At 51.3% G+C, this 24,069-nt stretch carries 26 protein-coding genes and 1 pseudogene; 8 read left to right on the top strand and 19 right to left on the bottom strand.

Features of this window, described 5'->3' with window-relative positions; genetic code table 11:
* Positions 1-46: 46 nt before the first annotated feature.
* Together MKQ70_RS23185 and MKQ70_RS23190 are read left to right on the top strand one after the other, a co-directional pair.
* Entirely contained in the window at positions 47-955 is a 909-nt protein-coding gene (locus MKQ70_RS23185) for a hypothetical protein (protein WP_248074622.1), read from the top strand.
* 79 nt (positions 956-1,034) lie between these two features.
* On the top strand, positions 1,035-2,042 hold the full coding sequence (locus MKQ70_RS23190; protein WP_248074623.1) for a polysaccharide lyase family 8 super-sandwich domain-containing protein: 1,008 nt from the start codon (positions 1,035-1,037) through the stop codon (positions 2,040-2,042).
* Between the two features lie 63 nt (positions 2,043-2,105).
* On the opposite strand, the gene MKQ70_RS23195 is transcribed toward MKQ70_RS23190, so the two are convergent.
* The 10 genes and pseudogenes from MKQ70_RS23195 to MKQ70_RS23240 form a co-directional block, all read right to left on the bottom strand.
* Positions 2,106-3,158 (bottom strand): c-type cytochrome, encoded by a 1,053-nt coding sequence (locus MKQ70_RS23195; RefSeq protein WP_248074624.1) that lies wholly within the window; start codon positions 3,156-3,158, stop codon positions 2,106-2,108.
* A gap of 32 nt (positions 3,159-3,190) precedes the next feature.
* Positions 3,191-4,684, bottom strand: a complete 1,494-nt coding sequence (locus MKQ70_RS23200; protein WP_372490139.1) for a PQQ-dependent sugar dehydrogenase — start codon at positions 4,682-4,684, stop codon at positions 3,191-3,193.
* A 174-nt stretch (positions 4,685-4,858) separates the two neighbouring features.
* Positions 4,859-5,523: pseudogene (locus tag MKQ70_RS23205) on the bottom strand (ThuA domain-containing protein); the annotation flags it as partial.
* Positions 5,524-5,547: 24 nt separating this feature from the next.
* Complete coding sequence (locus tag MKQ70_RS23210; RefSeq protein ID WP_248074627.1) at positions 5,548-6,288, bottom strand: ThuA domain-containing protein; 741 nt, start codon at positions 6,286-6,288, stop codon at positions 5,548-5,550.
* 116 nt (positions 6,289-6,404) lie between these two features.
* The gene (locus tag MKQ70_RS23215) at positions 6,405-7,127 is read right to left on the bottom strand and encodes a 3-keto-disaccharide hydrolase (RefSeq protein WP_248074628.1); all 723 of its coding nucleotides are present in this window, start codon (positions 7,125-7,127) and stop codon (positions 6,405-6,407) included.
* An 89-nt stretch (positions 7,128-7,216) separates the two neighbouring features.
* On the bottom strand, positions 7,217-7,612 hold the full coding sequence (locus MKQ70_RS23220) for a c-type cytochrome (RefSeq protein ID WP_248074629.1): 396 nt from the start codon (positions 7,610-7,612) through the stop codon (positions 7,217-7,219).
* A 104-nt stretch (positions 7,613-7,716) separates the two neighbouring features.
* Positions 7,717-8,769, bottom strand: coding sequence for a sugar phosphate isomerase/epimerase family protein (locus tag MKQ70_RS23225; RefSeq protein WP_248074630.1), 1,053 nt, complete (start codon positions 8,767-8,769; stop codon positions 7,717-7,719).
* A gap of 161 nt (positions 8,770-8,930) precedes the next feature.
* A complete protein-coding gene (locus tag MKQ70_RS23230; protein ID WP_248074631.1) occupies positions 8,931-9,947 on the bottom strand; it encodes a Gfo/Idh/MocA family protein in 1,017 nt (338 codons plus the stop codon).
* 19 nt (positions 9,948-9,966) lie between these two features.
* Entirely contained in the window at positions 9,967-10,737 is a 771-nt protein-coding gene (locus tag MKQ70_RS23235; protein WP_248074632.1) for an MFS transporter, read from the bottom strand.
* Positions 10,738-10,742: 5 nt separating this feature from the next.
* Positions 10,743-11,243, bottom strand: a complete 501-nt coding sequence (locus MKQ70_RS23240; RefSeq protein ID WP_248074633.1) for an MFS transporter — start codon at positions 11,241-11,243, stop codon at positions 10,743-10,745.
* A 519-nt stretch (positions 11,244-11,762) separates the two neighbouring features.
* Here MKQ70_RS23240 and MKQ70_RS23245 point away from each other — a divergent pair.
* The 6 genes from MKQ70_RS23245 to MKQ70_RS23270 all read left to right on the top strand — a co-directional run bounded on the left by MKQ70_RS23245 (position 11,763) and on the right by MKQ70_RS23270 (position 17,886).
* Positions 11,763-12,101 (top strand): hypothetical protein, encoded by a 339-nt coding sequence (locus MKQ70_RS23245; protein WP_248074634.1) that lies wholly within the window; start codon positions 11,763-11,765, stop codon positions 12,099-12,101.
* Positions 12,102-12,278: 177 nt separating this feature from the next.
* Complete coding sequence (gene secA / locus MKQ70_RS23250) at positions 12,279-14,789, top strand: preprotein translocase subunit SecA (RefSeq protein ID WP_282456677.1); 2,511 nt, start codon at positions 12,279-12,281, stop codon at positions 14,787-14,789.
* The gene (locus MKQ70_RS39315; RefSeq protein ID WP_308199142.1) at positions 14,780-15,601 is read left to right on the top strand and encodes an SEC-C metal-binding domain-containing protein; all 822 of its coding nucleotides are present in this window, start codon (positions 14,780-14,782) and stop codon (positions 15,599-15,601) included. The genes secA and MKQ70_RS39315 overlap by 10 nt, the downstream gene beginning before the upstream one ends.
* Positions 15,601-16,269: a deoxyribose-phosphate aldolase gene (deoC, locus tag MKQ70_RS23260; protein ID WP_248074635.1), complete on the top strand. Its 669-nt coding sequence runs from the start codon at positions 15,601-15,603 to the stop codon at positions 16,267-16,269. Before MKQ70_RS39315 ends, deoC begins: the two co-directional genes overlap by 1 nt.
* Before the next feature lie 11 nt (positions 16,270-16,280).
* Entirely contained in the window at positions 16,281-16,727 is a 447-nt protein-coding gene (locus MKQ70_RS23265; protein ID WP_248074636.1) for an SPOR domain-containing protein, read from the top strand.
* On the top strand, positions 16,711-17,886 hold the full coding sequence (locus MKQ70_RS23270; RefSeq protein WP_248074637.1) for a M20 metallopeptidase family protein: 1,176 nt from the start codon (positions 16,711-16,713) through the stop codon (positions 17,884-17,886). The genes MKQ70_RS23265 and MKQ70_RS23270 overlap by 17 nt, the downstream gene beginning before the upstream one ends.
* Before the next feature lie 123 nt (positions 17,887-18,009).
* Here MKQ70_RS23270 and MKQ70_RS23275 read toward each other — a convergent pair whose 3' ends face one another.
* The 9 genes from MKQ70_RS23275 to glyA form a co-directional block, all read right to left on the bottom strand.
* Entirely contained in the window at positions 18,010-18,792 is a 783-nt protein-coding gene (locus MKQ70_RS23275) for a TlpA family protein disulfide reductase (RefSeq protein ID WP_248074638.1), read from the bottom strand.
* 199 nt (positions 18,793-18,991) lie between these two features.
* On the bottom strand, positions 18,992-19,282 hold the full coding sequence (locus tag MKQ70_RS23280; RefSeq protein WP_248074639.1) for a hypothetical protein: 291 nt from the start codon (positions 19,280-19,282) through the stop codon (positions 18,992-18,994).
* The gene (locus MKQ70_RS23285) at positions 19,279-19,464 is read right to left on the bottom strand and encodes a hypothetical protein (protein WP_248074640.1); all 186 of its coding nucleotides are present in this window, start codon (positions 19,462-19,464) and stop codon (positions 19,279-19,281) included. Before MKQ70_RS23285 ends, MKQ70_RS23280 begins: the two co-directional genes overlap by 4 nt.
* Positions 19,465-19,486: 22 nt before the next feature.
* Entirely contained in the window at positions 19,487-20,242 is a 756-nt protein-coding gene (locus MKQ70_RS23290) for a GIN domain-containing protein (RefSeq protein ID WP_248074641.1), read from the bottom strand.
* 2 nt (positions 20,243-20,244) lie between these two features.
* On the bottom strand, positions 20,245-20,622 hold the full coding sequence (locus tag MKQ70_RS23295; RefSeq protein ID WP_248074642.1) for a GntR family transcriptional regulator: 378 nt from the start codon (positions 20,620-20,622) through the stop codon (positions 20,245-20,247).
* A 7-nt stretch (positions 20,623-20,629) separates the two neighbouring features.
* Positions 20,630-21,490, bottom strand: a complete 861-nt coding sequence (locus MKQ70_RS23300) for a hypothetical protein (RefSeq protein WP_248074643.1) — start codon at positions 21,488-21,490, stop codon at positions 20,630-20,632.
* Between the two features lie 9 nt (positions 21,491-21,499).
* The gene (locus tag MKQ70_RS23305; RefSeq protein WP_248074644.1) at positions 21,500-21,931 is read right to left on the bottom strand and encodes an ATP-binding cassette domain-containing protein; all 432 of its coding nucleotides are present in this window, start codon (positions 21,929-21,931) and stop codon (positions 21,500-21,502) included.
* The gene (locus MKQ70_RS23310) at positions 21,928-22,335 is read right to left on the bottom strand and encodes an ATP-binding cassette domain-containing protein (RefSeq protein WP_248074645.1); all 408 of its coding nucleotides are present in this window, start codon (positions 22,333-22,335) and stop codon (positions 21,928-21,930) included. Before MKQ70_RS23310 ends, MKQ70_RS23305 begins: the two co-directional genes overlap by 4 nt.
* A gap of 270 nt (positions 22,336-22,605) precedes the next feature.
* Positions 22,606-23,778 carry a serine hydroxymethyltransferase gene (gene glyA / locus MKQ70_RS23315; RefSeq protein ID WP_282456679.1) on the bottom strand — a complete coding sequence of 391 codons (1,173 nt, stop codon included), beginning with the start codon at positions 23,776-23,778 and terminating at the stop codon, positions 22,606-22,608.
* Positions 23,779-24,069: the final 291 nt, after the last annotated feature.

A 24,069-nucleotide genomic window follows, 5' to 3' on the forward strand; every position in this document is an offset into this window, starting at 1 on the left:
CTGCGCACGGCGCGTGGCGGTTATTTTTGTAAGCATGTACACTGTTATGAAAAAGCTCCTCTTCGGATTATTGCTTTGCTATGCCGCCAGCGCCTCCGCGCAATCGGAATATGCCGTTATCCTCGACCGCATCCGCACCGATATGATACCCGACGCCGCCGGCACCGCCCGGCAGGATAAAACCATCGCCAGTACCGTGATGTCGCAACAGGGAGATGGATCCTGGGCGGACGTGGATTATGGCAAAGACACACGCGACTTTGAGGCCGGCACCCACCTCAACCGGATCAAAACATTCGCGCAGGCATATGTAAATCCTGCCAGCAGCTTTCATCAGCAGGCGCCGGTGATGAATGCCATCACTAAAGGACTGCAATACTGGAATACAAAAGATCCGCAAAGCTGGAACTGGTACCACAACCAGATTTTTAGTCCGCAGCACCTCGGCGAAATTCTCATCCTCCTGGAAAAAACCAATATAGATGCCGGCCTTCGTAGCCGCCTGCTCAAACAAATGGAACGCGGCGATCCGCGCAAATGGACCGGTGCGAACAAACTCGATATTGCCGCACATTATATCTACCGCGCCTGCCTCACGGCCAACGACACCCTTATGCGACTTGGCGTTAACGAAGCATTTTATCCTATTTTCTTAACCAGGGAAGAAGGCATTCAGCACGATTACGGCTACCAACAACATGGCCCACAACTATACATTTACGGTTACGGCTCCGTGTTCGTTGACGGCGAAACCCGGATAGCGTATTATCTCCGCGGCACCTCATATGCACTAGCCGGCGACAAGCTGAACATCTTCAGTAACTTCGTCCGCAATACGTATTTGAAGGCCGCCCGCGGTAGCGCTATCGATTGGGGAACGATGGGCAGGAGCATCAGTCGCCCGAACGCGATGCGGACAGGCGGCTCCGCCAACCTCGTTACTCAAAGCCCTTGATCCCGCGCATGCGCCAGACTACGACGCAGCCATTGCCCGCAACACCGGCAAACAACCCGCCGCATATAACATTGCGCCCATGCATACCCAATTCTGGAAATCAGATTACACCCTGCACCACCGTGCGGCGTACTGCTTCGGCGTGCATACAACATCTACCCGCACCGCGAAACAGGAAAACGGCAATGATGAAAACCTGAAAGGTTATTACCTTTCCGACGGGTCTACCTTTATCAGCAGCAATGGCGGCGAGTACCTGAACATATCGCCGGTATGGGACTGGAGCATGATTCCCGGTGTAACGGCGCCATACTTAAAAGAACTCCCGATCCGGAAAGCATGGGGTTTTAATTTCGGCACCACCACCTTCAGCGGGGGCGTGTCCGATTCCCTGTACGGCGCAGCGGCGCTGGACTTTAACGATTACAATACCCGCATCCGTAAAGCCTGGTTCTTTTTCGACGACGAAGTAGTATGCCTCGGTGCAGGCCTCAGCTCCACCGCCGGTGAAAATATTTACACCACCGTTAACCAGTGTTTGCAGCAAGGCAAAGTGCGCACCAGCGGCGGCAAACAACTGCAGTGGCTTACACACGACGGCATCAGTTACTACTTCCCCGCCGCCGACGCACGTTACAGCACCGAAAAACAAACCGGCGACTGGTACAGCATCAACAAAAACGGCACAAAAGAAACACAGGAAAAAGAAGTATTCAAACTTTGGATAGATCATGGCAAACAGCCGGCAGATAAGGGTTACGTGTACTACGTAATTCCCGGTAAAAACATGGATCAATACGATACGAAGGCGGTACGTGTGTTACAGAATAGCGCGGATATACAGGCAGTACTGCATACAAAACTCAACATCCTGCAAGTAGTATTTTACAAAGCCGGCACATTCAAAAACGGCGATATCAGTATCACAGTGGATCGCGGTTGTGTGCTGATGGTACGGGATAATGTGCTATCTATCGCAGATCCGGCGCAATCGGAATTGCCGGTGCAGGTGGTGTTGCAGCAGCAGCGCATCAACTGCGTGCTGCCGAAGGGGCCTTATGCGGGGGCACAGCGTTCATCAATTTAAAGTAACATAAAAGAAGAAGCCGGCCACTCACGCAGCCGGCTTTTTTCTTTTTATCCATACAAGTTATTTCGACAGCAATTTAAAGCTATACAACAACACCGCCGATTTCTGCGCGGGGTCCTGTGCTTTCACCACCAGGTAAAGGTTGCGACGTTTAGGATCGGTAACCGCCGGGAAGCTGATCAAAGCCCTATTGGCTTTACCTCCCGCAGCGCCGGGACCAATCACGGTTTCGCCCAGCTTGGTGCCGGTTGCATTATCGAGGTGTGCTTCCACGACATAACCGCTGGTCATCGTAGAATCCTGCACCATAAAGGTTAATTCGATGCCGTTTACTTCGTTCAGGTCAAGGTTATTGTACGCGAGCCATGCCTGTTTGGAGGGCAGCGCAAAACGTTTGCCTTCTACTTCGAGCGAAGCAATGCCATTGCTTGCGTCCGACTGTTCGGCAATGAACTGCGGGTTGCGCAGTTCTACACTCGCAGTGCCGGTAATCGGACGAATGCCCGCACCGCCTTTATCGGTATAGCTGGCCACGAGGTAGAAAATACCTTTCTCTTTAAACTCGGCGCCGGACAGCGGATCTACGCTACCCGTCATTGCCAGCGATGGCGCCTGTTGCACGCCGCCAGCGATAGACATGATCCATTCCACGATCTGTTTGGCTTCGCCGGTGGTGATGGTCGGGTGGGCAGACATGGCCGTTTCGCCCCATACACCGCCACCGCCTTTGATGATCTTCTGCGACAGGTAATCCATCGCTTTCGGATCGCCTTTATACTTTTCGCTTACCTGTTTAAAGGAGGGGCCGATCGACTTCTCATCCACCTTGTGGCAGGACTTACAATCGCCGGATTCCACCATGTTTTTACCGGCAATGGCGCCGGAGATTACCTGGTGCCCCTGTGGCATGGCGGCTTTATCTTTTCCTTCCACATACATCGATTTGATGTACACGTTCGCCATATCGAGCGTACCGCTTGTACTGCTGCCATCTTCCTTATCGTTGATAACTACACTGTAGTTCACCTTTTTACCAGGGAAGTAGAACATGCTGTTACCTGACACGCTTACTTTCACGTCCGGCGTTTCGTTGCCGGCGTATACAGAGATCATATTACTCTGCGTACGCAAACCTTTATCGTCGATTACCTCGACGGATACGAGGTACTCACCTCCTGGCTATACGTAAACTCGGCTTCGGGCTCTTTGGTTTCTTTCTTATTGCCGTTGCCGAAATTCCATACGTACGTTACCGGGTCGCCGTCCGCATCGCGCGAACCGCTGGCGCTGGCTTTTACCGTGAAAGGCAAACCGCCGGTGATTTTATCGATGCTTAGTTTGGCCACCGGCGCGCGATTGCCGCCATTGTAATCGATACGTACCAGTCCTGCGTCTGGGTTTTTAGAGAACCACCCGCTGCCGTATTCCAATACGTACAGGCGACCATCCGGCCCCATCTCCATGTCGATCGGCGCATGGAATTTAGCAGAAGGCATAAAACGCTCCATTTTGCTATAATTGCCATCTTTGTCCAGTGTTACCACCATGATCCAGTTACGGATCCAGTCATAGATGAACAGTTTGCCGTTATAGTAGTCGGGTAACCGGGTTTCCTTCGGATACAGGTCGCTGTAAAATACCGGGCCAGCTTCCGCATTACGGCCACCGGCGCCAACGAGCGGGAATTCATCCGACTTACCATAAGGATACCAGATGAAGGCCTTTTGTGCCGGGGGCAATTCTTTTAAACCCGTATTGTTACGCGAGTTATTTATCGGTTTGGCGGGATCCCAGGCGGGGCCGCTTTCACCTGTTTCGTAGTTGAACTGGCGATACGGTTTGTTGTCGGCAATGAACAGCGGATAGCCATAGTTACCCGGCTTTTTCGCCTGGTTTATTTCATCGTAACCACGGGGGCCACGCTCCGGAACATCCGCGGAAGCATCGGGACCCACTTCTCCCCAGTAGAGATAACTGTTTTTCTGGTCAACAGAAATACGGTAAGGATTACGGGTACCCATCACATAAATCTCGGGTTTAGTATTAGGCGTCCCTTTTTTAAACAGGTTACCATCCGGTATTTCATAGCTGCCATCTTCCTTTACCCTGATACGCAGAATTTTACCACGCAGGTCGTTCGTATTGGCGGCGCTTCTGCGGCCATCGTACTGCAGGTGGCCGGGACGGTCATCCGTTGGGCCAAAGCTCTTGCTGGTATAGGGCTGATTGGGTTCGTCGAACGGCGTCGTGTTATCGCCGGTGGAGAGGTACAACAGCTTATCGGGACCAAACGCAATGGAACCGCCGGTATGACAGCAGATCTGGCGCTGGGAATAAAACTGGAGGATGGTTTTCTCTGATGCCATATCCAGCTGGTTGTTTTCGAACTTGAAGCGGGACAAACGGTTTACAGAAGTATCTGCGGGAGAGTAGAACACGTATACAAAATGATTCTTTGCATAATCCGGATCGGCTTGTATGCCCAGCACACCTTCTTCCGCATTCACACCTTCCACACTGGTTTTGTGGTACACGTTCAGGAAACCCACCTGTGATAATGCCTTGGTAGCACTGTTATAAAACAGGATCTCGCCGCGGCGTTGTGCAATGAGGATATCGAGATTCGGCAGGATGGTCATTTCCGTTGGCTCGAAGAACTCGCCGCTGGCCAGTACCTGGCGGGAGAAGCGGTCTTCGCTCGGTACGCGGGTCGCTTTTGCTTTGGAGTAGTCCAGTACGGGATTATCGCCGATAGCGTACTTGATACCGCCGAGCAGGTGTTTCAGGAATTCGGGTTCTGTATAAGATTCTTCCGTATGTCCCAGGCCGGTGTAAAACGCGCGGCCGCCGTCGAAGTTGTGATACCAGGCAATAGGATGATCATCGTTCATATTACCGCCGGTGTAGCTTTTTCGTCGAGCTTCATCAGCACGCTGGTAGCTTTGTTCAGCTTCTTGTAATTGTACCATTCGTCGGTATGTTCCCATACAGCGGGTAAATCTTTCGTCGCTGCAAAATTCTTATCGATGATGTTGATTTTGGCTTTGTGCACACCCGGTGGATGACTTTCAAAATAACCACCTACCAGTTCGCCATACCAGCCCCAGTCATATTCCGTATCGGCTGCTGCGTGTATGCCAACAAAACCGCCACCGGACTGGATGTACCGTTCAAAATCGGCTTCCTGGAAGTTATTCAGCACATCGCCGGTAGTAGATAAAAAGATGACCGCGGCATATTGCGCCAGCGAATCCTCGTTGATCTTGTCGGCGTTTTCTGTCGTATCTACCAAAAACCCGTTTTCCTTGCCCAGCTTTTGAATAGCTGCAATACCGGCAGGGATGGAGGCATGACGGAAGCCTTTTGTTTTGCTGAACACCAGCACGCGGGGCTGGCCTTCGCGCGTTTTTTTACAGCCTGCAATAAAGGCGGCGGTAAACGCCAGCAGGGTGAGTAAAACGACACTTCGAATCTTCATAACGATTAATCAGTTTAAGTGAGTTTATTTTTTCTTCGGGAAGTGTTTGCCCATGGCATATTGTAAACCGCCAAGCACATGTTGCAGGAAGGCGGGTTCTTCATAAGACGCTTTTGTATGGCCCAGCTCCGTGTAAAATGTGCGGCCGCCATCGTACTCGCGATACCAGCTCATCGGGTGGTCGCCATTGTTTTTGCCGCCCTGGTAAGTGCTTTCATCTATCTTGATAAGCACCTTAAGGCCCGGCACAATACTTTTAAAATTGTACCATTCATCTTTGCGGATCCAGTCGTTGGGTAAATGTTTGGTGGAAGGATGATTGTGATCTACCACTTTCAGCGTGGCGGTTTGCTGCGCGGGGTGACTGAGAAAATAGGCGCCTACCAGCTGGTTGTACCAGGGCCAGTCGTATTCTGTATCGGTAGCCGCGTGTATGCCTACGAAGCTGCCTCCTTTGCGGATGTACTGCTCCATGGCTGCCTGCTGTGCGTCGTTCAATATATCGCCGGTAGTGCTCAGGAACACGATGGACGCGTACTGCTTCAGGTTATCGTAAGTGAATTTGCCGGCATCTTCCGTTGTATCCACCGCAAAACCATTGTCGGCGCCCAGTTTCAGCATCGCCAGTTTGCCCACGGGGATGGCATCGTGCCGGAAGCCTGCCGTTTTGGAAAATACCAGCACTTTAGGCTTTGCTTTCTTCTTTGCATTCGCCACACCAACCATAGCGACGAGGGCCAACAACAGGAGCGTCCATTTTTTCATCGTGTACATGTTATAAAGTAAGGAATATGATCAAAAACAGGTGTCCCCTGGGGATATGAATTCACCACAGAGGACACTCAAGTTTCTACGCTATTGCATGAATATGTTTGCGACTACTAGAGTACGCGGATCTTCAGGTTTTTGTACCACACCTTGTCGCCGTGGTCCTGCAGTGCGATCTTGCCTTTTGCATATTCGCCGAAACCCTTCCAGGTTTTGAATTTACTGTTATTCAGCAGCTCCTGCCACTCGGGCGTACCCATGGTGGTTTCTGCTGTTTTATTACCGTTCAGGAACAGCTGGATCTTACCATCTTTCTTTACGATTCTCGCGGTGTTCCACTCGCCTACGGGTTTAGCGTAAAACTTGGGGGCAGCGATCATATCGTACAGTTCACCTGAATTGTGTTTTTTGTTTTTACCGTCCGGGTGGCCGGCGTCGTCGATCACCTGCATTTCGGGACCGGTAGAATAGGTAGCGCCGTACTTTTTGTCTTCGTTTACGCCGAACATTACACCGCTGTTACCATTAGGTGCAATTTTCCAGTCGTACACGAGTTCAAAGTTTTCGTAATCCGCATCGGTTACGAGGTCGCCGCCGGATGCGCCGTTTTTCTTAGCATCGGTGTCCGGGAACAGTGCGCCGTCCTGAACGGTCCAGGCCGGAGTACTGCCTTCTTTAGCGTGGAACTGGTGCCATCCGCTAAGGGTTTTGCCGTCGAACAACAGCTGCCAGCCTTCTTTCTTTTCTTTCTTGCTTAAGCCGGCGCCGTTCTGGGCTACTGCGCATGAGCTGATCATGATGCAGGCCGCCATGGCGGAGAATACGATACGTTTCATAAGAGCATGTGCTTTTTAAAAATAATACTTCGTTCCGGGTTCCCGGAACATTCAGCCATGACGTGTTTTATAAAGGCGTTACCGGCAACTTATTTACCGGTAGAAAGGATGTACTTCGCCATCTCTTTTGCATCTTCCACGGAAACATCCGGGTGTGGCGTCATTGGAACTTCGCCCCAGTTGCCGGTGCCTCCTTTGATTATTTTGTCTGCCAGCATCGCGATGTTCTCTTCGGTGGCAGGATATTTTTTCGCTACATCGATGTAAGCGGGGCCGATCAGCTTCAACTCCACCTTGTGGCAGGTGAGGCAGTCTTTCGCGGCAATCAGTTCTTCGCCTTTAGACACCTTTACTTCTGCAGGTGCTTCGTTAGCGCTGATTTTCACTTCATCCTCTTTTTTTTTCTCTTCTTTTTTTTCACCACCGCCACAGGCTGCGATAAACAACGCGCTGATAAAGAGCGGCGCTAAAAGTTGCTTCTTCATGTTGATCGTAAATTTTTTGTCTTCCTTATTTTTAACAGGCCGGGGAAATTACACATTAAATTCAAAACCTGCCAAATCTTTATATAAGCGAGAAAGCGCCGGGGTTAAATCCCCAGCACTTTCTTGTTAAAAGCTTCATCAGAGCCGGTTCCGGCGAAATCGTCGAAAGCCTTCTCCGTTACACGAATGATGTGGTCCTGGATAAAAGGAGCCCCTTCCCTGGCGCCATCTTCCGGGTGCTTCATGCAGCACTCCCACTCCATTACGGCCCAGCCGCTGAAGTTGTATTGGGTCAGCTTGCTGAAAACAGCCTTGAAATCCACCTGACCGTCGCCCAGTGAGCGGAAACGGCCCGGACGGTCGATCCATGACTGGTAACCGCCGTACACGCCCGAACGGCCTGTAGCATTAAATTCCGCATCTTTCACATGGAACATGCGGATTTTTTCGTGGTAAATATCGATGTACTCCAGATAATCGAGGCACTGTAATACAAAGTGGCTTGGATCGTACAACAAACAAGCGCGGTTGTGGTTGCCGGTAGCCTCCAGGAAACGCTCGTAGCTGATGCCGTCATGTAAGTCCTCACCCGGGTGAATCTCATAACAAAGGTCCACGCCATTGGCATCATACTCGTTCAGGATCGGCAGCCAGCGGTCCGCCAGTTCTTTAAAACCGGTTTCCACCAGTCCCGCCGGCCTTTGCGGCCAGGGGTATACCGTGTGCCAGAGCAGCGCGCCGCTGAAAGTGGCCGCCGCGTTCAGGCCCAGGTTGTTGCTGGCTTTAGCCGCCAGTTTCAGCTGGTCTACCGCCCATTCGGTACGGGCCTTCGGGTTGCCGCGCAGTGCTTCGGGCGCAAACCCGTCGAACAGCTCGTTGTAGGCAGGATGTACCGCTACCAGCTGGCCCTGTAAGTGGGTGGACAGCTCCGTAATTTCCATACCGGCTTCTTTTACGATCCCCGCCAGTTCATCCGCATAGGTTTTACTTTCCGCGGCCTTTTTCAGGTCGATGAGGCGACTGTCCCAGGTAGGGATCTGTACACCTTTAAAACCCAGTCCGGCAGACCATTTACAGATATCTTTCAGGTTATTGAACGGCGCCTTGTCGTCTACGAACTGCGCCAGGAAAATACCAGGACCTTTAATCGTTTTCATAATACCGCTCCCTCTTTTTTAGATTTCGAATTTCGTCCATTTCTGCTCGCTGGCGGAAGATTTCACGACAGTGTCGATGAAGGCCATGCCGCGGATACCTTCTTCCACACCCGGAATATCCGGGGCTTCTGCTACCGGTGTGTTACCGTCGATGCGGGCGCTTACCTGCAGGGCAAAGTTGCGGTACAGGTTGGCAAATGCCTCCGGTATCCTTCGGGGTGACCACCCGGTGTGCGGGTATTATGAACGGTGTAGCTGGAAAGGTTGCCGAAACCGGTACCCTGGCGGTAGATTTCAGTCGGCCTGTCGAGCCATTTTACGAGGAGGGTGTTGGGTTCGTGCTGTGCCCATTCGATACCGCCTTTTTCGCCGTAAACACGGATTTTCAGCGCATTTTCTTCACCGGCAGCTACCTGCGATGCCATGAGCACACCGGCGGCGCCATTATCGAATTTCAGGAGCACGGCGCCGTCATCGTCCAGCGCGCGGCCGTCTACCATAATATTAAGATCAGCGCACAGCTTATCCACTTTAGCGCCGGAAATATATTCTGCCAGGTTAAAAGCGTGGGTACCGATGTCGCCGAAAGCGCCGCTTTTGCCGCTGCGTTTGGGATCTGTACGCCAGGCTGCCTGTGCGTTACCTTCCCGCTCACTCAGTTTGCTGAGCCAGCCCTGCGGATATTCTACCCATACTTTGCGGATTTTACCAAGCTGGCCTTCTGCCACCATCTGGCGGGCCTGTTTCACCATCGGGTAACCGGTGTAGGTGTGCGTGAGCAGTAACAGCTGGCCGGTTTTGGCCACCTGTTCCTTCAGCGCTTTGGCTTCGTCCAGGTTCAGGGTGATAGGCTTTTCCACAACTACGTGAAAACCTTTCTCCAGCGCCATCATCGCAGGCTCAAAGTGTGCGAAGTTGGGGGTTACGATCGTAATAAAATCCAGTCTGTCTTCCGTGCGTGCTGCTTCCTTTTCCAACATGGTTTTGTAGTCGGTGTAGGTGCGGTCCTCGTCGAGGAACAACATTTTACCTGAGTCTACAGCCACTTCCGGGTTTACGCTCAGCGCACCGGCTTTTACTTCTATCAATCCGTCCATGTTGGCGGCGAGTCTGTGCACGGCACCGATGAAAGCGTCTTTACCGCCTCCGATCATGCCCATTCTTAATTTACGGTTCATATCTCTTGATTCAACGTTTTTATGCGGTTTGCAAATTCGGCTTTTGACGGCCTCTCATATAAAACACCAGCCCTGTAAAGGCGGCGACTAAAATAACAGGAATAATTAACGTAGCATTAATGATTTCCGGTCCGGCTACGGCCTGTGCCTGTGCAAAAGCGGCTGCTTCGGGTGTTCCGGCCGCTGCGCCGCGGTAGTCTCCAAGGCTGGCGCCGGCCGGTAAGTTACGGGCAATAATGTTATCATAATAGGAGCCCATAAAACTCATGTACACCGACACGGCAAACATGCCCGCACCTCCGACAAGATTCATACCCAAAGCGCCTGACTTAGGCACATTTTCAGATACAAAACCGATCATCGTAGGCCAGAAGTACGTTACGCCGATGCCGAAAATGATCGCGGCCACAAAAATAAGATTCCCGCTCACATGGCCCAGCATGTAAAGGCCAACGGCGGAAAAAATGGCGGATGCCAGCAATACGCCGGCAGGTGCTATGCGGTGGATCAGCGGACCGGCAAACGCACGTCCGAGGGTTTGTACACCCGCCGTGAGCGCCAGTATCAGGATCGCATTTTCCGTTACATTTTTCAGCAATACATCTATCCATTGACCGGTAAATAACTCGGTAATGGCCGTGCCGAACATCATGATAAAGATAAAAATAAACAATGGCGAACCAAGCGCCCGGTACATTTCCCCGTCGCTTACCCCTGCCGCAACGCGTTCTGTTACCGGCATTTCGAGCTTGAGGAACAGGTATCCGTAAATGAGCGTAGGAATGATCATGGTGCCTACCTGCCAAACATAACCAAGTCCCGGTATTTGCTGAACAGGAACACGATGAGCGTGCCCACCACAATACCGCCGGGGAACCAGAGATGGAAGTGGCTCAGCTTCGTGGTTTTATTGTCCGGGTAAATACTGGCTACCAGCGGATTACAGGCAGCTTCCACGGTGCCGTTGGCCATGCCGATGAACAGGGTGGAAATAAACAGGCTCCAGAACCCGTTGGCGAAAATAGTGAGTACAATACCCAGCAGGTGCAGCACAAAAGCGGCCATCAGCAGGCGTTTCATGCCAATGGCATCCACAATGAACCCACCGATTACCACGGCCAGCGGGAAACCCCAGAACGCAGTGGCGGCAATAACGCTCAGCTGGCTGACGTTGAGGTCGAATTTCACCCCAAGCTCGCCCAGTATACCGGCGCGAATGCCAAAGGAAAGCGAGGTGACAAGAAGGGCCAGGCAGCTGGCAACGAATAACTTAGAAGGCTCTATTGGCTTTTTCATAACGTGTGCCGATGTTTTTTTGGGTTGATTGAAAAAGGAAACTTTTAAATATATAAAATCCTTTTTCATTTTTCCGGCATTTTCTCCGGGCTCAGCCGCAGCGATCACTCTCTTCAAGCAGCTTTTTCCCCTGACCGGCAATGCAAAAATACACCGCCGGAACGGCGGAAAATTGTCCAGAACGGAGAAAAAGTTGTCCGGATCAGAGAAAATGTGCGATGGAGGAATTTCACAAATAGCTGATCCTAAGAGGATTATAAGAGGATTGTAACTAACTGTAACTAAAACATAGCTGAATAGCGCTAAAACACTGGGGTTTCAGTTAGGTTTTAGTTAGGATCCAGTTAGGATGGTCTTAGGATCACAACGGCGGCCGAATAGTATACCCTTAGCTGGTAAAAAAATTGCTACCTTAGCGCCAGTAATGAAACCGACCCTCATACTTTACATCGCCATCGGCGCCTTCTTTTGCCCGCCTGTGCCTCCCAGACACAGGCCGAGCTGATAGAAGCCACCTGCATGCGGGTACTTGAAAGTATTGAGCGGGGCGACTTTGAAACGTTCCGGCGCCTGCAGGGACAGGGCGAAAAAGGCGCTTTCGACCAGTTTATTACCTACTACCGGCAGCATCACCTGCATAAAAGCAAGCTCGTTCTCCGCAAAACCGCGAAAGACGGCGAACGGGTGCAATTGCATTTCCTCCAGGGAAGCGATGCCGACATCACGAAAACAGACCTTCTTCTTTATGCAGCAGCGCCTTCGCCTTACAACGTCAGTCGATGTAACGGTGCGCTTGAACAGTCCGGGCATTACCGGAACTCCCCTACCCGTGCCGGTCCCGGCGCTCTCCAATCCTAGTTGGGCTGCATTTTGTCAGACCAGCACGCTACCGCCAGCGCCAGGTGCCATCATGGCATAATATTATTTCCGCGCACAATATTTGACTGCGGGAAGGAATGCATAGAAATGCTGTATATTGGCGCTTCGGCAAAAAAGTATAATAATAATTGATTCATACGTAACTAATCATCAAACATGTTAGGTTTTTTAGCAAAGCTTTTCGGAGGAAATAAGTCTGATCGCGACATCAAGACCATCCTTCCATTAGTGAAACAAGTAAACGAGGAATACGAGAAACTGAAAACCCTGCCTATAGACGACCTCAGAAACAAAACCGTCGAATTCCGCGAAAGGATCAAGGAACATCTTTCCGGGGTTGACGCAGAGATAGCGGAGAAAAAAGCGTCGGCAGACAGTCACGAAGATGTATCTGTAAAAGATGCGATTTACCGTGAAATTGACGAGCTGGTAAAAGCCCGCGACAAACAGATCGAAGAAGTACTGGAATCGCTGCTGCCGGAGGCATTTGCTACGGTGAAGGCTACTGCTTACCAGCTTTCCAACAATCCTAATATCGAAGTAACTGCCACAGAACTGGACCGTCAGCTGGCGGTACGTCGTGATTACATCACCATCAGCGGCGATAAAGCTACCTGGAAAAACAGCTGGATGGCCGCAGGTAACGAAGTGACCTGGAACATGGTGCATTATGATGTACAGTTGATCGGTGGCGCCGTATTGCACAGCGGCAAGATTGCGGAAATGGCGACAGGTGAAGGTAAAACCCTGGTATCTACGCTGCCCGCTTACCTGAACGCACTGGCAGGCGAAGGTGTACACATCGTTACGGTGAATGACTACCTGGCGCGTCGTGACTCCGAGTGGAACGGACCGCTGTTCGAATTCCTGGGTATCACTGTTGACTGTATCGACAAACACCAGCCGCACAGCCCTGAGCGCCGCAACGCTTACCTGGCAAACATCACCTACGGTACCAACAACGAATTCGGCTTCGACTACCTGCGCGACAACATGGTGCACAGTCCCGAAGAAATGGTGCAACGTAAACACCACTTTGCCATGGTGGATGAGGTGGACTCCGTACTGATCGATGACGCGCGTACACCGCTGATCATCTCCGGCCCTATTCCCCGCGGTGAGGAACAGGAGTTCCATATCCTGAAACCACGCATCCAGGCGCTGGTAGAAGCACAAAAGAAAGTAACCACACAATACCTGATTGAAGCGAAAAAGCTGATCGCAGAAGGTAAAGACGATCCCAAATCCGGTGGTCTGGCCCTGATGCGCGCATGGCGCGGTTTACCGAAAAGCACGGCGCTGATCAAATACCTGAGCGAACCCGGTATTAAAGTGCTGCAGCAAAAAGCAGAGAACTATTACATTGCCGACCACCAGCGCGAAATGCCGAAAGTGGACCAGGAACTGTATTTCTATATTGATGAGAAAAATAACAGCGTAGACCTGACCGAAAAAGGTATTGCGCTGATCACCGGCAGCGGTGAAGATCCGCACTTCTTCGTGATGCCCGATGTGGGCGCACAGCTGGCTGAGATCGAAAACACCGATCTGCCCGCGGAAGAAAAGCTGCAACGTAAAGATGCGCTGCTGCAGGACTTCGCACAGAAATCCGACCGCATCCACTCTGTACAGCAGCTGCTGAAAGCCTACACCCTGTTTGACCGCGACGTGGAATACATCGTGGACGGCGGTAAAGTAAAGATCGTAGATGAGCAAACCGGTCGTGTACTCGATGGCCGCCGTTACTCCGACGGTCTGCACCAGGCGATTGAAGCGAAAGAAAACGTGAAAGTGGAAGCTGCCACCCAAACCTTTGCTACCATTACCTTACAGAACTACTTCCGTATGTACCACAAACTGGCCGGTATGACCGGTACGGCCACCACGGAAGCGGGCGAGTTCTGGCAGATTTACAAACTGGACGTGGTAACCATCCCGACCAACCTGCCGATCACGCGTAAGGACAGCGAAGACCTGGTATACAAAACTAAACGTGACAAATACAGGGCCGTCATCGAAGAGGTGAAAAAACTGCAGGCGGCCGGCCGCCCGGTGCTGGTAGGTACCACTTCCGTAGAGGTATCCGAGTTGCTGGGTAAAATGCTGACCTTCGAAAAAATCCCTCACAACGTACTGAACGCCAAACAACACGCCCGTGAGGCGCAGATCGTGCAGGAAGCAGGTTTGCCCGGCGCGGTGACCATCGCCACAAACATGGCCGGTCGTGGTACGGATATTAAACTGGGCCCCGGCGTAAAAGAAGCGGGTGGCCTGGCCATTATCGGTACGGAGCGTCACGAAAGCCGCCGTGTAGACCGCCAGCTGCGTGGTCGTGCAGGCCGCCAGGGCGATCCCGGTACTTCACAGTTCTTTGTATCGCTCGAAGATGACCTGATGCGCATGTTCGGTTCCGACCGTATAGCATCGCTGATGGACCGCATGGGTTATAAAGAAGGCGAGGTAATCCAGCACAGCATGATTACCCGTTCTATCGAAAGAGCGCAGAAGAAAGTAGAGGAAAATAACTTTGGTATCCGTAAACGCCTGCTGGAATACGATGACGTAATGAACAAGCAGCGTACGGTGATTTACGCCAAACGTAACCACGCCCTGTTCGGCGAGCGCCGGCGATCGACATCGACAACGCCTTCTTCGACGTGGCGCTGAACATGGTCACCAACCACCGTGTAACCGGCGACTATGAAGCGTTTAAACTGGACGCTATCATGGTGTTCGCGGTAGACACTTCTATCTCTGAAGAAGAATTTACCAAAGACCCGGTGAACAACGTGGCCGAAAAATTATACGGCGAAGCCATTCATTCCTACAACCGCAAAACCACCGAGATCGCCAACAATATGATGCCGGTGATCAAACAACTGTTTGCGGAAAGAGGCCATATGATCGAAAACATTTCTGTTCCGTTTACCGACGGCCGCAAAGGCATTAATGTACTGGCAGGACTGAAAAAGATCGTGGATACCGAAGGTAAAGAAACCATCGGCGCGCTGGAACGCAGCATTACCCTGGCTTTGATTGACGAGGCATGGAAAGAGCACCTGCGCCAGATGGACGACCTGAAACAATCGGTACAGAGTGCCGTATACGAGCAAAAAGATCCGTTGCTGATCTATAAGTTCGAGGCATTCAACCTGTTTAAACAAATGGATGGTGAAACCAGCCGCGAAATCGTTGGCTTCCTGTGTAAAGCCGGCATCCCGATGCAGGAGCAGGAGGAAGACCAGATCCGCGAAGGTCATGAAGAAAAGACCGACATGAGCAAAATGCGCGCTACGCACCAGGGGTTCGATGAGCCCCAGGCTGCCGGTCACGCACAACCGCAACAGCAGGAGTACGTTTCTACCGAAGAAGATGTACGTCCCGACCCGGTTCGTGTAGGCCCCAAAGTAGGCCGTAACGACCCCTGCCCCTGCGGTAGCGGTAAAAAATTCAAACAGTGCCATGGTAAAGACCTTTAATGGACCGAATGAACATTAACAGTTATATAGACCACACCGTATTGAAGCCGGTAACCACACTGGCAGACATCAAAAAAATATGCATGGAAGCGGTAGAGTACGGCTTTGCGGCCGTATGTATACCGCCTCCATTCGTAAAAATAGCCGCCGACATGATGAGCAGCACGCACATCAAAGTGGCTACGGTAACCGGCTTCCCCTTTGGCTACTCGGCCATAGAAGCGAAAGTAGCGGAAACCGTGCTTGCTATTATAGACGGCGCTCATGAAATAGACATGGTGGCTAACCTGCTGGCCATCCGCAATGGCGACTGGGCTTATCTCGAAAAAGAAATAAGTACCATTCTCCCCCTTGTGAGAAGTAAAGGCAAGGTGCTGAAAGTGATCATCGAAAGTGGCATATTATTGGAGGAAGAGATCCTGAAATGCTGCGAAATTTACGGCCGTTACGGGGTAGACTTCGTGAAAACCTCGACAGGTTACGCCGAAAAGGGCGCCAGCGTGGAAGCGGTAAAGCTGATGCGTGCGAACTTGCCGGCCAATATAAAAATCAAGGCCAGCGGCGGGATTAAAACCTACGAATTCGCCAAAGCACTGATAGACGCCGGGGCCGACCGTTTAGGTTGCAGCGCCAGTGTAGACATCGTGAAGCAGGCAAATGCCATCTGAAACTGAATAACATGTATAAATTACTATCCCTGGCTGCCCTCTTTCTTCTTTCGGCAGCAGGCCTTAAAGCACAGGATAATACAGTTGCCGATAATACCGGCTCTGTAAAGGTTGTGAAAGACAGCCGTATTGACGTGCTGGTTAGAAAACAGATTTACATCAACACCCTTGCTATCCGCAACACCCGGGGCTTTCGTGTACAGGTAATCACCACCAACAAACGCAACGAAGCCAATGATGCCAAAGCCAGGGCCATGCAGTTGTTCCCGGAACACCGCGCTTACATTGATTACCAGGCGCCTTATTTCAAAGTGCGCATCGGTGATTTCAGAACCCGCGAGGAAGCTACGGAACTGCGCAACAAGTTATCTAACCAGTTTGCAGCGGGCGTTTTTGTGGTACCCACCATCATTAACGTAACGCCCGATAAAGAATTCATCAATGAAGAACAGAATTAAGGAACTCGCCGCGGCGTATGCGGGCGACCTTATAGCCGTAAGGCAACATTTACACGCGCATCCCGAATTATCTTTCCAGGAACATGAAACTTCGGCATTCATCCAGCGTAAACTGGATGAATTTGGCGTTAAGTACCAGGCTGGCGTAGCCGGAACAGGCATCGTGGCGTTGATAGAAGGGAAGAACCCGGCTAAAAAGGTCATTGCGCTCCGCGGCGATATCGATGCGCTGCCGATCGTGGAGGCCAACGACGTTCCCTACAAATCGCAAAATGAGGGCATTATGCACGCCTGCGGGCACGACGTGCACACATCGGTGGTACTGGGCGCTGCGCGCATCCTGCAGCAGTTAAAAGACGAATTTGAGGGTACGGTGAAAATTCTTTTCCAACCCGGGGAAGAAAAGCATCCTGGCGGAGCCAGTCTTATGATCCGCGACGGTGCGCTCGAAAACCCTACACCTGATGCCATCCTGGGTTTGCATGTACATCCCAATATGGAAGTAGGAAAACTTGGCTTCCGCGGTGGCAAGTACATGGCAAGCGCCGATGAAATTTACATCACTATTAAAGGTAAAGGCGGTCACGCTGCCGCACCGCACCTCACGGCAGATACGATCCTGATCGCATCACACCTGGTGGTGAGCCTGCAGCAGATCATCAGCCGTAATAATAATCCCTTCTCCCCTTCCGTATTATCTATCTGCGCCTTTAATGGCGGCCACACCACCAACGTGATTCCCAGCGAGGTAAAACTAATGGGCACCTTCAGGGCCATGGACGAAGTATGGCGCTTTAAAGCACATGAACTTATTTACCGCCAGGCCCGCGAACTGGTACATGCCATGGGCGCCGAAATCGATATCGATATATTGGTAGGTTACCCCGTGGTAGATAACAACGAAGAAGTAACCGCCAAAGCACGCGGCTTTGCGGAGGAGTATATGGGCAAGGACAATGTGGAGGACACCGAGCTGCGTATGGGCGCGGAGGATTTTGCATTTTACTCCCAGGTGATACCTGCCTGCTTCTTCCGCTTAGGTACGGCCAATATAGCAGCCGGCATTACCTCGGGTGTGCATACTCCTACGTTCAACGTAGACGAACGCGCCATCGAGATAGGCATGGGCACCATGGCTTACCTGGCCACACAATTCTAAATAAACTTATCCAGGGAAAGGGGACGCCGGCATCCGGCATCCCCCTTTTATATAAAAAAAACCGGCTATGAGAACACAGCCGGTTATTGTGATGATCTATATTATTGCTTTACATACTTAGGTCTATTTTGAGGCCGTCAACTTGCCCAACGCTTTATCAAGGGTGTTGTTTTCCGTCCTGTCCAACTCCGATAGCCTCGGTGCATTATTGTCAAGAATGATGCCATTCTCATCAATAAGAAAGTAATGTGGGATGCCGTTTACGCCGTAATTATCCAGTACGTCGCTGCGGCGCCCGTCGGCCGCATGCAGGTTCACGCCGTCCATCTTGTATTTTGCCAGTGTTTCCTTCCATTTCTCCGGTTTGGCATCTGCACAGATCGTTACAAAAACGACCGGTTTGTCTTTATAACGGGCATGTATCTTTGCCGCATATCCTTCAATATCACCGATACAGGGGCCGCAGTATACGCCCCAGAAGTCGAGGTACACCAGTTTACCTTTAAAATCATCGAGACTGACCAGCTTTCCTTTTTCATCTTTCAGGCTGATGGCGGGGGCTTTTACACCGGGCTTCACGCGCAACATGCGTTGCCTGAAAGCAATGAGCGAGTCGCGGTATTCGGGAACGATCGCTTCTTTCATAAACAGTGCATATACAGCATCTACGCGGTCGAAGGGATCGTTGCGGTAAGCCACCATCAACGCATTTACTACTGCCCAGTCGCGCAGCGCCGCAAGATCAAAAGTGGCCATGGCATTGTGAAAATCACGCATTGCAGGATTGAACGGTAAAAAGCCCGGTGATGTGTAACGGCTGTCGGAATAGGATATCCCGTTGTTTAGTACCCGCTCCATACGTACCACATCGTCAAGATAATTACGATAGGTGGAAGAAACCAGCAAAGCGCGTTCACTCGGCGTTTTATGGGCGTTGGGGGCGGCAGGTACGACCGTTTAAAGTCTTCATCCGCCAACGCAGGATCGGCCACCAGCGGAAATTTATCGATCGATGCCTTCCGCTTTTGGGCGGTAAGGTATTGATAATACTTGTCTGTAATAATCTTGTCCGTATTCGGGGTAAAAGGACTGCTGAAAATGATCTTCAGTTCCGGTTATAGAGGGCTGTGATCTGCGCGGCAATGGCGGTATCGGACGGCATGGTTCTATAATACCCCTGCTCCATCGCTATATAGCGGTATGTCATCGTGTCCAGCCGGCGCATGAGATCTATTTCCTGCTGACGCGAGGGTACATTACTTTTTATCTTCAGCGAAGCATTCAACCGGTTGTTATCCCAGGTCATCGTGAGCGTGTCGCCGGGCAACACAAACTGGCGGAACATGGAATCTTTCAATATAATACCCAGGTCCTGCATGCCGGTAATGGGCATCACGAGCTGGAAGTTGCCTTTGCATCTACCGGTATGCCTTTAGGCTGGAAGTCGAACATGGTAGAGTGGCCGATCTCGAAGAAATCTTCCTTAAAATTATCGGCATGTCCGCGGAGCACGAAGTGTTGCTGGGCATAGGCCGGTCCGCACATGGCGAGCGTGGCTGCCAGGAGTAAACGTTTCATATATCGGGTGTTAGAATGGTGGCTATTTGTGCATGGCCTGCAGGGCCTTGTTCAGTTTTAAAGCGTTACCGGTGAGGGTGATGGTGGCGGAACTATCTACCTGTCCGGCCTCCAGCTTGCCCCCAAACGAGGTGGGTACGATCATGCCACTGCCGCTGTCCAGGTTGTACCGGGTAACATCAGGACCGTCGTTTCCGCCGGGGAGGGTAATACCCGAATGCGCGGTGGCGGCTATATCCAGTACCGGGAACTTCATATTGGCCATATTCACCTCCGAGTTGCTGGCCTTCAGGTGAAAAGTATCGGCACCCTGGAAATTCGCGAGGTAATATTTGCCCGTCGCCAGTGCTACATTATCGAGCGATGGCGCCGTAATGCGCACCGCGACATTCGTTACCGTAAATCCGTCTACCATAAATTCAGACTCCATGGTAACGTACAGCGTGTCGCCCGCTTGCCGCACTTTTACATAAGACATGTAATACTGGCTAATTTCTACCGCGTACGCAGCATCCCTTTCGATCGTTACGGGCAGGTGGTACCAGAACGCTGCTTCCTGCTGTGCAGCCTTATGCTCCACCTTCAGCGCACCATCCGCCACCACATACTTAAACGGGCGATAGTCAAAACGGTTCATCGTACTTTCAGCCGTGGTGTAATGGTCGGTGGTGGCCACCTTCCCTTCGAGGAAATCCGTGGCCAGCAAGCGGTTGTACAGGAACAAACCAGCGGGAAACATCGCTGCAAAAACGACTAAAAGAATATTGCTCTTTTTCATGATTACTGGTTTTGCTGTTTAGCTGCGCGGAAGGCATCGTAGCGACTTTTCAATTGGTCGAGCTCAATACCCAGCAGGTGCATTTTGTGAAAAAATACCGGGAGCTCTTCGGTGAGGAATTGTTCCCTTCGGAGGTCCGCCAGTTTGGTGAGGGCGGCCGGACTAACAAAATAGCCCATGCCGCGGCGGGTATAAATGATTTCCTGCAACTGCAGGTGTTCGTAAGCACGCATGATGGTATTAGGATTTACTTCCAGCGTTACGGCCAGCTCCCTTACGGAAGGCACTTTGCCATCTGGCAACAGCTGCCCGAGCTGGATGCGGTCACATACGTAATCCGCAATCTGGAGATATATGGCTTGTGATTGATTGAATTGCATAGCAGTACTATAATTGCTGTTCTTTAAGCCGGAGCCATACGATATAAAGCACCAGGATTACACTCGTCAATACAAAACCGTTAAACAGTATAAACGACCGGGTTGAGAGCGTGGTGCGCACGTATACCGTTCGTCGCGGGGTATAACTGTCCTCCCCAACCTTTACATCCAGTTGGAAGGTGGCGTCGCCCAGCGGATTGGAATTATCCAGTTTTGCGGCTATTATTTCGCGGCCGTACATCTTTACCTCTTCGGTAAGCGCGGGCTTTTCCGTGCCGATCATTTTCTTGAGCAGCGGTTGTGACAGTGCGGAACCGACAATCGCGATACAAATAAGCAGGCCGGCAGATATTAAAAATACATAACGACGGAAGCTCAGCGTAATTAATAACACTACTCCCTGTGCCAGCCAATAGAATATCAGGATAGAGAACAGGTCGGAAGCGGCTACATTTTTCAGTTGAAAACGGCTGGCATGATACTTCATCTCCACCAATCTGGCGATGTAGAAATTACCGGCGAACAACAGTGCATAAACAACCGGGAAAAGCACCAGGCCGTATACCAGGGCCACGGCCAGCTTCTCTGTAGCGGAAGCGGGCGTCATCAACGTAAAAATAGCCTCCGATTTATGCTGGAAACGATTTAACAACCCTGAAGAAAAGATAGTGCCGCATAACAATAGACCCAGGATAAACATAACGCCTACCGCAGCACTATCAAGTCCATAGTCGGCCGTAAACACCGTCAGCAGCATCAGGAATTGCAGTAACAGGCCCATGACGAGTATGCCTAACAGGTACAGCCGGCGTTCTTCTATCCACTGCTTTCGGAATAAGAGCTGAAATCTTTTGAATGAACTATTCATAGTACGGAATTAGGCGTGAAATAATGAAAGCAGCTGTTGCTTTTCAGTCATCAGCGCGTTGAAGAAAATTTCCATATCGATGCGGGACGGGGTACCGGTGCGGTTAGGCGTAACCGTTACATAACCTTTCAGCGCCCCTTCGTAATAAATCGGCCTTTCCCCTTCCTCCAGCGTCATCTGCTGGCGGAACAGCAATTTGTCCGATATCTCGTCTACCGACGCGTTCAGCAACATCTGTTGTTCGTCCAGCACCAGGATGTGGTCAATAAGATTATCCAGGTCTTTCACCTGGTGGGTGCTCATGATCATAAGTTGATCGTCCTGCAGCGTACCGGCGATCACTTTGCGAAACTGGCGTTTGGAGGGAATGTCAAGACCATTGGTGGGTTCGTCCGGGAGCAACAGCTTTGCACGGGTAGCCAGGGCAAAACTGATCATCACCTTTTTGCCTGTCCAAAACTGAGCCCGGCCAGTCCTGCATCGGCGGATACTTCGAACAGTTCGAGGTAATTGTAAAAGGCGGGCTTGTCGAATGTTGGATAAAAGGCGGCATCTACGGCAACCAGTTGGGCAATGGTGATGTTAGGCACCTGGAAAGTTTCTGGCAGGATAAATACCTGTTGCAGGAAGGCCGGCTTACGCTGCCCGGGATTATAGCCCAGGACGTCGATGCTGCCTGCCTTGGGGAACAGGAGGCCGCAGATGATGTGCATCAGGCTGCTTTTTCCGGCGCCGTTACGTCCGAGCAGGCCGTAAATGCGGCCGGGCTGGAGTGCCAGGTTAACCTCATCCAGTACGGGTGCACCTTTCCGGTAGTGAAAACTCAGGTGGTTAAGGGAAATCATTTATATTGGCTTTAGGTTACTGTACTAGTTTGCTAGTACAGTGTAAAGGTAGCAATAAAATTGATTGTGCAAAGTTTTTTTGGGAATCAGCTGTGAAGGGAGATCGTCTATGGATCCTATATGCATCCTATAAGGGGTACCAATACCGGCTTGAGTTTCCGGCGACGAGCATATAGGATGCATATAGGATCCATATAGGATCTATAATGGGAGTAATAAAAAAAGCCGGCTTCCAAAAGAAACCGGCTTCGATAACATAACGCGTACAACCTACATTTCGGGGTACAGCGGGAATTGTTTCATGAACTCGTTCACCTCACCGCGCACTTTCGCGATGGTGGTTTCGTTGTCGGCGTCCATCAGCAGGCGGTCGATCCACTCTACGATATTGCTCATGTGGTCTTCTTTCAGGCCGCGGGTAGTGATCGCGGGCACACCTACACGAATACCGGAGGTAACGAAAGGAGATTTATCATCGAACGGCACCATGTTTTTGTTCACGGTGATGTCGGCTTTCACGAGCACCTGCTCGGCTTTTTTACCGGAGATATTCTTGTTGCGCAGGTCGATGAGGATCAGGTGGTTGTCGGTACCGCCGGATACCATCTGGTAACCTTTGGCCATAAACGCTTTCGCGAAGGCTTGTGAGTTACGCAGCATTTGTTTGGCGTAAGCATCGTACTCGTCGGTCAGGATCTCGAAGAAAGATACCGCTTTGGCCGCGATCACGTGTTCGAGCGGACCGCCCTGGATACCGGGGAATACAGCGGTATCGAGCAGAGAGCTCATCATGCGGATTTCGCCTTTCGGGGTTTTGAGACCGAATGGGTTCTCGAAATCTTTACCCAGCATGATCATACCGCCACGGGGACCGCGCAGTGTTTTATGAGTAGTAGTGGTAACAAAATGGCAATGTGCGAACGGGGAGTTCAGCAGACCTTTCGCGATCAGGCCGGCAGGGTGTGCGATATCGGCCAGTACGAAGGCGCCAACTTTATCGGCGATCTCGCGGATGCGTTTGTAATCCCAGTCACGGCTGTAGGCAGATGCACCACAGATGATCAGTTTGGGTCTTTCGGCGAGGGCTACCTGCTCCATTACATCGTATTCAACCAGGCCGGTTTCTTTGTTCACACCGTAAAACAGCGGCTGGTACAATTTACCGGAGAAGTTTACAGACGAACCGTGTGTCAGGTGACCGCCCATGCTGAGGTCCAGGCCCAGGATTTTATCGCCGGACTGGAGGATAGCCAGCATTACAGCTGCGTTGGCCTGTGCGCCGGAGTGAGGCTGAACGTTGGCATATTCCACACCAAAGATCTGTTTAGCCCTGTCGATGGCCAGCTGTTCGCTGAGGTCCACCACTTCACAACCGCCGTAGTACCTGCGACCAGGATATCCTTCTGCGTACTTGTTGGTCATCACATTACCCATGGCCTGCATTACCGGAGGCTGGTAAAGTTCTCAGAAGCAATCAGTTCAATGCCATGGCGCTGTCTTTCCAGTTCTGGCTAATGATATCGAATATTTGCTGGTCTCTTTGCATGCTGCTAAAATTTGCCGCAAAATTAACAAGTATTTATTTCAAATGCTAATCTTTCAAATACAGCCTGCTGGCCTTTTTCACATGAGGATATTTTCCATATATTACAACCCTTTACCGCCGGGCAAAAGCAGTAATTCAGCAATTTATAGTAATTTGGGCCGGATTTCGAACAGAGAGTCATTAAGGCG

The organism is Chitinophaga sedimenti, from assembly GCF_023156195.1.
In the GTDB taxonomy this organism is placed as follows: Bacteria; Bacteroidota; Bacteroidia; order Chitinophagales; family Chitinophagaceae; genus Chitinophaga; species Chitinophaga sedimenti.